General features: G+C 51.8%; 6 protein-coding genes. 2 read left to right on the top strand and 4 right to left on the bottom strand.

What is annotated here, in order from left to right:
- On the bottom strand, positions 1-1036 hold a 1036-nt coding region (locus tag ACOJWD_RS10085), incomplete at its 3' end, for an ABC transporter substrate-binding protein (RefSeq protein WP_486993104.1).
- A gap of 408 nt (positions 1037-1444) precedes the next feature.
- Here ACOJWD_RS10085 and surE point away from each other — a divergent pair.
- Complete coding sequence (gene surE / locus ACOJWD_RS10080; protein ID WP_486993103.1) at positions 1445-2176, top strand: 5'/3'-nucleotidase SurE; 732 nt, start codon at positions 1445-1447, stop codon at positions 2174-2176.
- A 757-nt stretch (positions 2177-2933) separates the two neighbouring features.
- On the opposite strand, the gene ACOJWD_RS10075 is transcribed toward surE, so the two are convergent.
- Positions 2934-3071, bottom strand: coding sequence for a hypothetical protein (locus ACOJWD_RS10075; RefSeq protein ID WP_486993102.1), 138 nt, complete (start codon positions 3069-3071; stop codon positions 2934-2936).
- Positions 3072-3099: 28 nt separating this feature from the next.
- The gene (locus ACOJWD_RS10070) at positions 3100-3906 is read right to left on the bottom strand and encodes an undecaprenyl-diphosphate phosphatase (protein WP_486993105.1); all 807 of its coding nucleotides are present in this window, start codon (positions 3904-3906) and stop codon (positions 3100-3102) included.
- A 371-nt stretch (positions 3907-4277) separates the two neighbouring features.
- On the opposite strand from ACOJWD_RS10070, the gene ACOJWD_RS10065 reads away from it, so the two are divergent.
- Complete coding sequence (locus tag ACOJWD_RS10065; protein WP_486993101.1) at positions 4278-5531, top strand: MFS transporter; 1254 nt, start codon at positions 4278-4280, stop codon at positions 5529-5531.
- A gap of 25 nt (positions 5532-5556) precedes the next feature.
- Here ACOJWD_RS10065 and ACOJWD_RS10060 read toward each other — a convergent pair whose 3' ends face one another.
- Entirely contained in the window at positions 5557-9843 is a 4287-nt protein-coding gene (locus ACOJWD_RS10060; protein ID WP_486993100.1) for a glutamate synthase-related protein, read from the bottom strand.
- Between the last annotated feature and the right edge of the window lie 356 nt (positions 9844-10199).

Here is a 10199-nt window from a genome sequence, read left to right as displayed (position 1 = left end):
TTGCCGACTGATCAATGCCCATTTCCATGGCTTCACGTACATAAGCCTCACTAAATACCGGACCGAGCCCATTTTCAGCTCCTGAGTTCTCATCCAAACGCATCATATTGAACCCCCAAAGATACGCCGGCCAGAAGGTATCTCCCGTCAGAGACTGTCGTGATGCCCACATCGACGGAGGTAAATACCCGACCTGCACCGTCCCCTCCTTGAGTGCAGAAAACTCGCTGGCCGAAGAGGTTTCATATTCAAAGACCACCTTCTTGATAGTGCCGCGGTGGCCGTCATAGTGGGAATTCGCCACAAAGTCCCACTGATTATTGGGTTCAAAAGATAGAAAACGATACGGGCCATCCACGGTTTGATAAGGTTTCGCAGTCGGTTGGTTGGAGATGGATTGAATCCACTTCAGTTCCTCAATCATGTTACCGGGATATTTATCCCAAATCGACTTTGGCACCGGCACCACTTGGCCCAATCCATTATGAATAAACCAGGATTGGTTGGCAGGACGAGCCAGCGTCACCACAACCGTTGAGGGATTGGCAGCCGTGACCGAGGTCCAGTCGGTTGGGACCCCACCACCACCGGCCCCGCCGTACGTCCACGGTAAGTCACTCCCAGAGCCGCTAGCCGCCTTCATAATGTCCCACGTAAAGACCACATCTTGGGCCGTTACAGGGCGCCCATTAGACCAGTGCCACTTCGTGTTCAAATGAATCTCATAACGGGTCCCCTCAGCATTACTGGTTATGGAACTGGCTAGAGACCGACTATAGTTGATGGCGTCGGTCTTACTGACCCACACCAGCGGTTTATACATGAGATCATACATCTGGGTATTGGTGTCGGTATAACCGGAAGCCGCCAAAACAGGGAAAAACCAGTTCGGTGCTGTTTGCACTGGAAGTGCAATCACCACCGTCGATTGGCTTCCCGTCGTTTTGGATGCGCTCGCGGTACTAGTTCCGCAGGCGCTTAATATCCCTAAAAGCCCCACCACACTTGCCAAGGCAAGCCCTTTCTTGACTGGCATCACGCACGCCTCCTTTGAGATCCCTAGGCTCTAACAGATTGCGAAGGATTCCCTATCGCAGGCCCATGATTGGTGAAGTTATCATAAAGAGTGATGCTATTTCTGTCAAACATTGCCGCAATTTCAAATCAATTAAGATAATCATGAGAACGTCACAGGGATAGCGCTGACACATAATTTCGCTCGCAATACGGGAAAAGGTGACCATCCCCTCAAAAGTGACCGCCGCGCCGGCGTTCCTTGTCGCCAATACTCCTGTTTCGCTGGCGATTAACCTAAACTTAACCACATCGTAACTCCGCCATAATCTTCCCTTGCTACGCTTGACACAGCATCAAGATCTATAGTCGTTCGTATTACAGCACAACCTCGTCGCTCAGTCTACGCACACAGGGGAGGCGTTACCGCTTGAAAGTCTTAATAACGAATGATGATGGGATTTATGCTGAGGGTTTGTCGATCTTAACGCGATGGGCTCGGCGCGCACTTCATGAGGTGATTGTGGTAGCTCCAGATGCGAATCGCAGCGGTCAGTCTATGGCGGTGACTCTGCACGAGCCCCTCAAGGTACGGATGGTGCGAACCGATGAATGGGCCGTCAGCGGCACCCCAGCAGACTGCGTACGCATTGCGCATTCCTTCCTAGGGGTGACTCCGGATCTAGTTCTGTCTGGCATCAATCACGGTTATAACCTCGGACATGATGTTCATACCTCTGGCACGGTAGGAGCTGCCCGTCTCGCTTCAATTCATGGAGTACCGGCAGGTGCCTTATCGGCTGACCCTCGGGACTGGGACCAGGTTGCGCGCCTCTTGGAACATCACGGCAGTGATATTTTAGCTGCGATTCGCATGAGTTCTCAGGGTGATGTGATCTCCGTGAATTTTCCATCCCACGGTGGCGAAACCCTTGTGGAGTGTCGCCTTTCCCGTCCCCGTTACTATGATCAACTGCACTGGTCGCAGCTCGATGATACGGACACACATACCGTACTCATTGATTTTCTTCCCGCTCCACTCACGTTAGAGGACTTCGATAGTGATGCAGGATTAGTGCAACGTGGTATCACTACTCTTACCAGGCTTTCCTCTGACGCCTTAAGCGGTCTCACCTCCGATAAATCCGCCCTATCACAATAATCTTACTCTCGGACAAGGCCGCTTAATTTAGCGACTTGTTCACGGGGTTTTTGCGACGAGCGTAGCTCCTAGCTATGCTCGTCACCATGCTATTCTGTTTGGGTATCAGATTCTGAGGTTGATGGCAGACTTCTCACTCATCGTCGGCGTGGCGCGTTTCAGGTCGATGGGCGCCATTGTCGTGGTTACTAGCCAGTGGATTCCCCATGTCCAGCTCTTCCGGTATTAACGCCCCGAAAGCACCTTATTCCCATCGCGCAGTAGTTCCCTCAAGGCAATGTGGTATTAAGCTAGCATCTGGCGGAAGATCACCCGGTCTCCGCCACGCCTATCATAATTCCGGTGAACGGGGACAGCATCCACAACGCCATCACCAGGTACTATGGTGAAGCCCCAGTGGGTATGACAAGCGACGGATCCGTAGTGAACGAGCGATGTGATGGCTTCGACAATGTGCGCCCGTTGTCGCGGATAGTCCGAAAGAACCGCGCGTAACGTCGGCTAAATCAATCACATAATCCAATTTCGCCTCTGCGTGACGAAGGCCCTTCAGAATGAGCGATCAATCATAACATGCGGGATACTCTTCTTTTTCCCATCAAGAGACAAAGCATACACTTGAGGCTTCCCCCCATTGATTCCCAAAGAGCCTACAGCATCGCTACAACGAGGCGTGCCACCTTAGTACGGCAATTCCTACCTTTGCTGAGAGGGATTCGCGGCGCCAACCAACGTCCCCGGGGTTACCTCTATCAGCCTATCGTCGCCGATAGGCTGACCATATGGCGCCAATGATACCACCGCACAATCCCGTTCCCGTTGCCGCCTCCCAACCTCCACCTGCCGCAATAATGGTAAAGAACATCATCAGCCCTAGTGCGAATCCCGCCTTCATAATTGAGTTTCACGTCCTTATGAATTTCCTAGTGGATAAGAAGAAGACTTACAATCCCAAGACCTATCGAAAGTAATGCATAGCTACGCAACCGATGGTGTTCAAAGAACTTCATCAAAAATCGAGTGGAAAATAAGGCCGTCACCGCGGCCACAATTGCCCCTACCAACGATGGAATTAGAAGCGTTGTGTGGTTCGATGAAAGCTTCGGCACTTCCACTAATGCGGCTGCTAAGATAATGGGCATAGCCATTAAAAACGTAAATCGGGCCGCATCCTTATAACTTAGTCCCATGCCGACGCTCCCAGTGATGGTACTTCCCGACCGTGACATTCCGGGAATGAGCGCGAGGATTTGAAACATCCCAATGAGAAATGAGGATCCAACGCTCAATTTTTCCAGCGACTTTATCGAACGTTGTCGCCGATGCCAATAATCTCCGAACCACATCAAAAACCCATTAACCACTAAAAATGCCGCAGCGATGGCAGGATGCCCAAAAAGACGCGTTAACGGCGTCTTTAACAGTAGCCCCGCTATTCCTGCTGGAATGGTGGCAATCACTACCAGCAATAGAAGCCGCCAGGCCTTCGTGCGATGCCCTGTTAAACGAGCAAAAAAACCCTTAATCATGGAATACCACTCTGGGAAAAAGTAAATAAACATGGCTAGGGCGGTTCCGAGATGCAAAGCCACCAAAAACGGCAAATACCGAGCACCTGTGGCAGGTACAACCATGCGAAAAATCCGGGGGAGAATTACCAATATACCGAGACTCGACAGAGGAAAAATTTCAGTAACGCCTTGAACCACACCCAAAATGATGGCTGTCACAATCGCCAATCGGGCTCTCCTCCTTTGTTAGGACAATACAAGAAAACCATGCCACGGTTATGAAGAGATTATGGGTTCGTTAAGGAGAGATGAAGATCCGGTGACGATCACAAGAAGGCGTGGTCGCACGAGGATATACCCCCTAATAGACCGTTCGATGACAGAGCACCGATGTCGCTAGGGAATCCCAACAAAAAAAGCCCTTACAGGGCTATTCAGTGATGATGTGATGGGTTCAAGAAAATACACGTGGAGGCACCACGCTTTGATACTTTTAGTATAAATCATCACAAATTATCAGTCTATATTTTTTTTGAAAACTTCACTATGATGAACCAACTCGCGGAGAACTCATGGAAGAGGTTATCAGAATGCCATTGAAAAATCCCATCTCGACTGGCGCCCTCGCCGAAGCACCATTTCGATGGTTTTATTTAGCAAGAACGATTTCTCTCTTTGGCAGCGGAATGACACCGGTCGCCCTAGCATTTGCGGTGCTTCAAGCGCCTCATGGAGAACAGCTATTGGGGTACATCCTGGCGGCCGAATTGGTACCCAACCTATTGCTCGTACTCATTGGCGGAGGAATTGCGGACCGCTATCGACGCGATCGGCTCATTCAGTTAGCCAATCTTGCATCAGGTGGTTCCCAAGCCGGCATCGCCTTCATCGTGTTGGCGCACAGGAGCCCACTGTGGATTTTTCCTTTAGCCATCCTCAATGGAATATCTGGCGCGTTCGCATCCCCTGCAATGCGTGGTATCGTCCCCGCTCTGGTGACTCGTGAGCACATTAAAGAGGCGAATACTTTAATGAATATTTCCCGCAGCGCCGCGAAAATTGTGGGACCTAGTGTCGCAGGTATTTTGGTGACTACCATTGGTGGCGGATGGGGAATCGCCGCCGACTCGGCGACATTTTTTCTCTCGGCCGTTGTCATGAGTCAAATTCGCGTTCCGTTCGCGCCGGCCTCCGTGTCCCCTTCTTTACTAAAAGATCTGCAAGAGGGATGGCACTACTTCCGACACCAAACCTGGATTTGGTCCAACGTGAGCGCGTATACGCTGCTCAATGCGCTACAAATGGGGGCTTTTCAAGTCCTCGGACCTATTATTGCGAAGAGGACGTTCGGAGCTGGTGGATGGGGGCTGGCCTTGAGTGCTCGAGCGGTCGGTCTCCTGATCGCTAGTGGCTTTTTGTTACGCATCAATTATTCTCGCCCCTTACGTGATGCCATGATTGCCGCCACGGCTATGAGCAGTCCGATGATTCTCTTAGGGCAAAGTGTTCCCTTACCGTATCTTCTGGTCGCCACCATCGTTTCAGGGATGGGATCATCGGTATCGCAAATCGCTTGGGATACCTCATTACAAACTGGCGTTCCGCACAATAAGCGCTCTCGAATCATGGCTTTCGATGCCCTCGGATCCTATATGATGATTCCCGTGGGCGAAATATTAGCGCTCCCGCTTGCGAACCTTTGGGGCATCAATCGTGTGGAGACATGGGCAGGGGTACTCTACATTTTGATTGCGCTTTTGCCTCTATCTTTGCCCGTTGTTCGCCGCATGACCGCAAGTGATATCGAAGCGCTCTCTGACGCTGAGGAGCCCCCCATCAGATAGTCGACACGGTGCAACCTCCCCCGCCTTATTCCGTCGATATCGCAGGATCCGCTTGCTCTCCCACTGCCACCACCTTGAAAAACCAGTGCAGCGGATCGTCCCGATATGGTAAATATTGGGCCGCGCGGTCGGATTGTCCTGAGTCGCTAAGCGCACCCACCGTTACATCTAATAGCCTTTTGACAGGGCCTAAATCGGATGAATCTAAAAGTGCCAACTGAACTTGCGCCGTATGCGCAATCCGGCTAAGAAGAAATTCCCGGGTGAGCCCAACCTTGTCGTTTCGCAGAAGGTATATGGTCCCACCAGTCATCCCCGAGGCCATCCAGGGACCAGGATCCGCCAACACGATGGCCGTTCCCCGTGTCATATATTCAAACGCAAATCCTTTAATGGCAGCGCTTTCCCATAACGTCTTAGCCTCTTTAGGACTAGCCAACCCATCACCCATAATAACCAAGTTTGCGCCGGCCATGCGAATGCCGGCCCGCGCGTCCGCTCCTCCTTGGACCACAAATACTCCGCCCTGCGCCCCGTAAGCCATGCTCTTGCCCACATGGCCTCCAAAATACTGCCCGCTGTGATTTTGTGCCTTCATAATGGCTAAATATCCGCCCGATGCGCTTTTAGCCGTCCCGTCTTGTGCGCCGCCCTTGACCAGCATCCGAACCCCATGGTGAAGAAAAGCACCGAATCCTTGCCCCACCGGATGTGCCCACTCCACCGTTTCGTGAGCCAGTTCTTTCGCTTTTGAGCGAACGCGGCTTCCTGAAAGCTCCGTACCCAAGGTACGTAATCGGCTAATATGCATATCTCCAGAAATGGGAACTCGTGCCTCGACAGAAGACGTCACCTCTCCGACGGCAATGAGACTCCGATTTTCAGGAATAGTATGGTGCAATTGGTCCAAAAATTGCATGAACGGTCGTGCACGTTCTCCCTGCGCCTCCAGTAGGTCCCACCGTCCCACAGCCTCTTCGACAGCAAAAATCCCTAGTGCTCCTAGTCTCTGCGCAAGATAGTCTCCTAACGAACCAAAAAGTCGTGTTAACCGGGCCACGGCCTGGTCAAGATCCTGGGGATGAAAGTGTTTAATGCCTCGCTCTTGAGCTTCTTCGAGACTTGCAATCTGCGTGGTAATTCCTACGTGACACGTGTCCTTTTGACATTGACGACAAATGGTACAGCCTAGAGCAACCATCGCCAGTGTCGCAAATCCAACCCGGTCTGCCCCTAAAAGAATCATCTTGAGCGCATCATCGCCACTGCGCATGCCGCCGTCGGCCCAAATTTCCACTCCGTCGCGCAAGTGGGCTTGGCTCAGCGCCGCGTGAACTATGGGCACGCCAATATCTGCAGGTAAGCCTACATGCCGGAGAGCATGCATGCGCGCCGCTCCTGTTCCACCGTCACTACCCGACAAGGTCACTACATCGGCCCCGGCCTTAACGATCCCCACCGCAATGGTGCCGATGTTCGGGACAATGGGAACCTTCACCACCACCCGCACGTCAGGATGTACCGCTCTCAATTCATCAATCAACTGGCGCAAGTCCTCAATCGAATACAAATCATGGTTATTGCTAGGGGAGATGAGATCGATGCCATATTGAGCGCGTCGCGCTTCAGCAACTTTTAAAGAGACTTTACGGCCAGGAAGATGTCCCCCTTCACCGGGCTTGGCGCCTTGACCAATTTTAATTTCAATGTATTGCGCCCCATTAATAAGCGCGGCATTAATTCCAAAGCGTCCCGACGCGATTTGGTATCCTCTCCAAGGATAATATTTACCGATCATGTCGGGGATTTCTCCGCCTTCGCCGTTCATGGAAACCATCTTCAAATCTCGGGCTGCCTCCGCATAAGCGCGAAATGCCGTCTCCCCTTGTGACCCAAATGACATTGAGGAAATGACAAAAGGGAGCGCGTATCCCCGTGTCGACACACGAGCCTTAACCGCAGAAATGCCATGCTCAGACACCCTTAGAACATGGCGTAGTTGCACGGGTTGTTTGGATTGAAGATCCAGTAACGCCTGGTGAAAAGTCCCACTCTCCATAGAGCCCTCCGCCAACTTGATGGCCGCTTTATACACATGAGTGGTGCTACGGGTAATATAACGAAGGCGCGTCTTTTCCTCGGCCAGCAATCCATGACGCAAGGATTGCATCCTCAATCGCCGATCTTCCCAAACATCATCCTCTACCGGGGCGTACGAAATAATCCCCATCAGCTCTGCCATGGCACCTGATAGGCCAATAGCGGAAAATGCCCGTCCGTATCCCACAAGTTCATGGGTTCCCATGGTCGAGATAATTTTCTCCAATCCTTGGTTCATCACCTCAACGACGGAAGAATACTGATTCGATTGCACCAATCCCCAGATGGCATAGGGCACCAAGGCGCTGGCCCCCATACCCAAAAGAAGCGCGGCGTCGTGTAGATGGCGAATGGCACTGCTGCGTACTATAATGCTCACCTGGCGTTGCAATTGTTGTTCGGCCAATGTTTTCTGAACCTCAGTCAAAGCCACTAAGGGATCTAAACTGATAGACCGTTCTCGCACATAGCTATCAGCATCATCTAAGATTACGATGGCGCTGCCGCGTCTCGCCGCCGTGCTCACCTTCTGAGCCACCCTCTCTGACGCCTCGCGTTCGGACATCCCAAGAGGCCAATTCATGGAAATAGTCTGCCATCTCCCAGAAAAACGATGGTGCAACTCGGTAAGATCGTCATCGTTTAGCCAGGGGTGCGATAGCCGAATAAGAGATTTTTCTGATGCCATGTTGAAAGCCGCTCGCCCGCCCAGCATTACGTCCAAGCGAAAGTGCTCACGTTCCCGTTCACGATCTAGCGCCGGGTTGGTCACAACCGCTACCGTCTCGTGCAGATAGTCCGCCACATTGACAATTCCGGTCGATAGCGATCCTAAAGGACCATCAAATCCGAGGGAGCCAATCGGTTCATGGGCGTCATTCTGCCAAGATCGAATGGTCTGAACATCATCGCTTTTCCAGCCATCCGCGGCCAACCGCCATTCCGGCAACGGCGCATTTGGAGTCATCTCGGTTTGTGATGCAAAGTGAGGGATGCTGGGTCGATTACTAAATTTATTAATAAGAGCACGTTCAATGGCTCCCGAGTGCACCACATGGGCGCGCCCCATACCGTGCCATCGGATGGCGACCACTTCTCCAGGAGCGATCGGGAATGGTTCTTTCACCCAGCGACTAGATGGTACAACCCCTGACTCCGAGGATAAAATATAGGCATCGTGGGTCTCTAAAAACCATAGCGGGCGAAGTCCTAAAGCATCGACAGCTGCGACCACAGAGCCGCGGCTCAGATATACAATCGCGGCTGGGCCTTGGGCCACTGGTGCCCAAAACGATTGGGCGTGACGCCAGCCCTCCTGAACCGCTTGTGGCAGTTTCTCCAACACCGCAGGACTAGGGGCAATCACCAATCGAATCGCTTCGGCAGGCTCAAGTCCATAACGTTGACACAGCCCCATAATTAGCCGATCTAAATTTTGTGAGTCACTGCCTTCTTGAACGGCTGTCAAACCTAGGCTATCCATATCCCTCATTAACCGATCAATGGTATTGATTTCTCCATTATGAGCGAGCCCCAAAAACGGCTGAACACGTCGTAAATCGGTAGCGGTATTGGTCGAAAATCGATTGTGGCCGATAACTGCACGACCTGAATAATCCTCCCCCCATTGCCCGCGCAGCACCTCCCGCAGCGCACGAGCACCGTTTCGAAGTTTTAATACGCCTACCGAATCACTTAAGGACGCCAATTGTGCCGGAAACACACGTTCAATAGCGTCCATTAATTCTTGAGCGCGAATCCGTTTGAGATGCTCTTTTCCCTCATAAAGGGCAGCCATGGCCCACAGCCCTTCATCGCCGTCCACCGCATCCCAGTGCGCCACGAGGGGGCGAAATTGGTGTGCTTCAAGCAGATTCCCTAGCTTCTCCGTGTTTTGACGAGACTCTACGACACGCATGGCGAGCGAGACCACCCAAAAACGACCATCGGTGGTACGCACGTCTATCCCAGCCTCTTCCAATCGGCGCTGCCACAAGCGATGTGGCAATTCGCCCATGATGCCCGTTCCATCAGTGCGGTGATGACTCTGTCCTGCTCGATGTTCCATTTGCTGAAGAGCTTGCACAGCACGATCCCATAACGGTTCGCCTTGTACGAGGGAGCTTTGTTTGGCTACGATGGCATAGATGGCACAGGCATCACGTTCCGTTCCGATAACTTTCCGAGTCAAGTCTGTAACAGCCAAATCCATAGCAAACTGCTCCTTTACATTACTAAAGAATGGTTCATAAGAAGAACGACAACGCCGAAGTAGTGAGGGAAATTGCTCTATTGGAACCCCTTCGAATCGATACAAGAGTGTCAAACAGGGGATACATAATTGGATCTATTATACACACGAAGTTATATTTATACAACAAAAAGATGCCTGCAGTCCCCCCTAGCGTCCTTCGTATATCCTGTTTGCCTCTTTGTGATACCATGAACATCATCAAAGGATGGTGAACTATGAGACTTTTCATAAAGTCCTTGAAGTATGGGATTAGGGAATTTGTGGCCGATGGCCCGCATTCGGAACCTCATTTTTATGCAAAACATGCCCGAGTC

This window comes from Sulfobacillus sp. TH-112 (assembly GCF_057473405.1).
The sequence above is the reverse complement of the archived record's forward strand: the minus strand, read 5'-3'. Positions and strand labels throughout refer to the sequence as shown.

Bases quoted from the DNA above. Each gene is read 5' to 3' on its own strand.
- ACOJWD_RS10060 (WP_486993100.1), bottom strand. From the start codon at position 9,843: ATGGATTTGGCTGTTACAGACTTGACTCGGAAAGTTATCGGAACGGAA.
- ACOJWD_RS10075 (WP_486993102.1), bottom strand. From the start codon at position 3,071: ATGAAGGCGGGATTCGCACTAGGGCTGATGATGTTCTTTACCATTATT.
- ACOJWD_RS10065 (WP_486993101.1), top strand. From the start codon at position 4,278: ATGCCATTGAAAAATCCCATCTCGACTGGCGCCCTCGCCGAAGCACCA.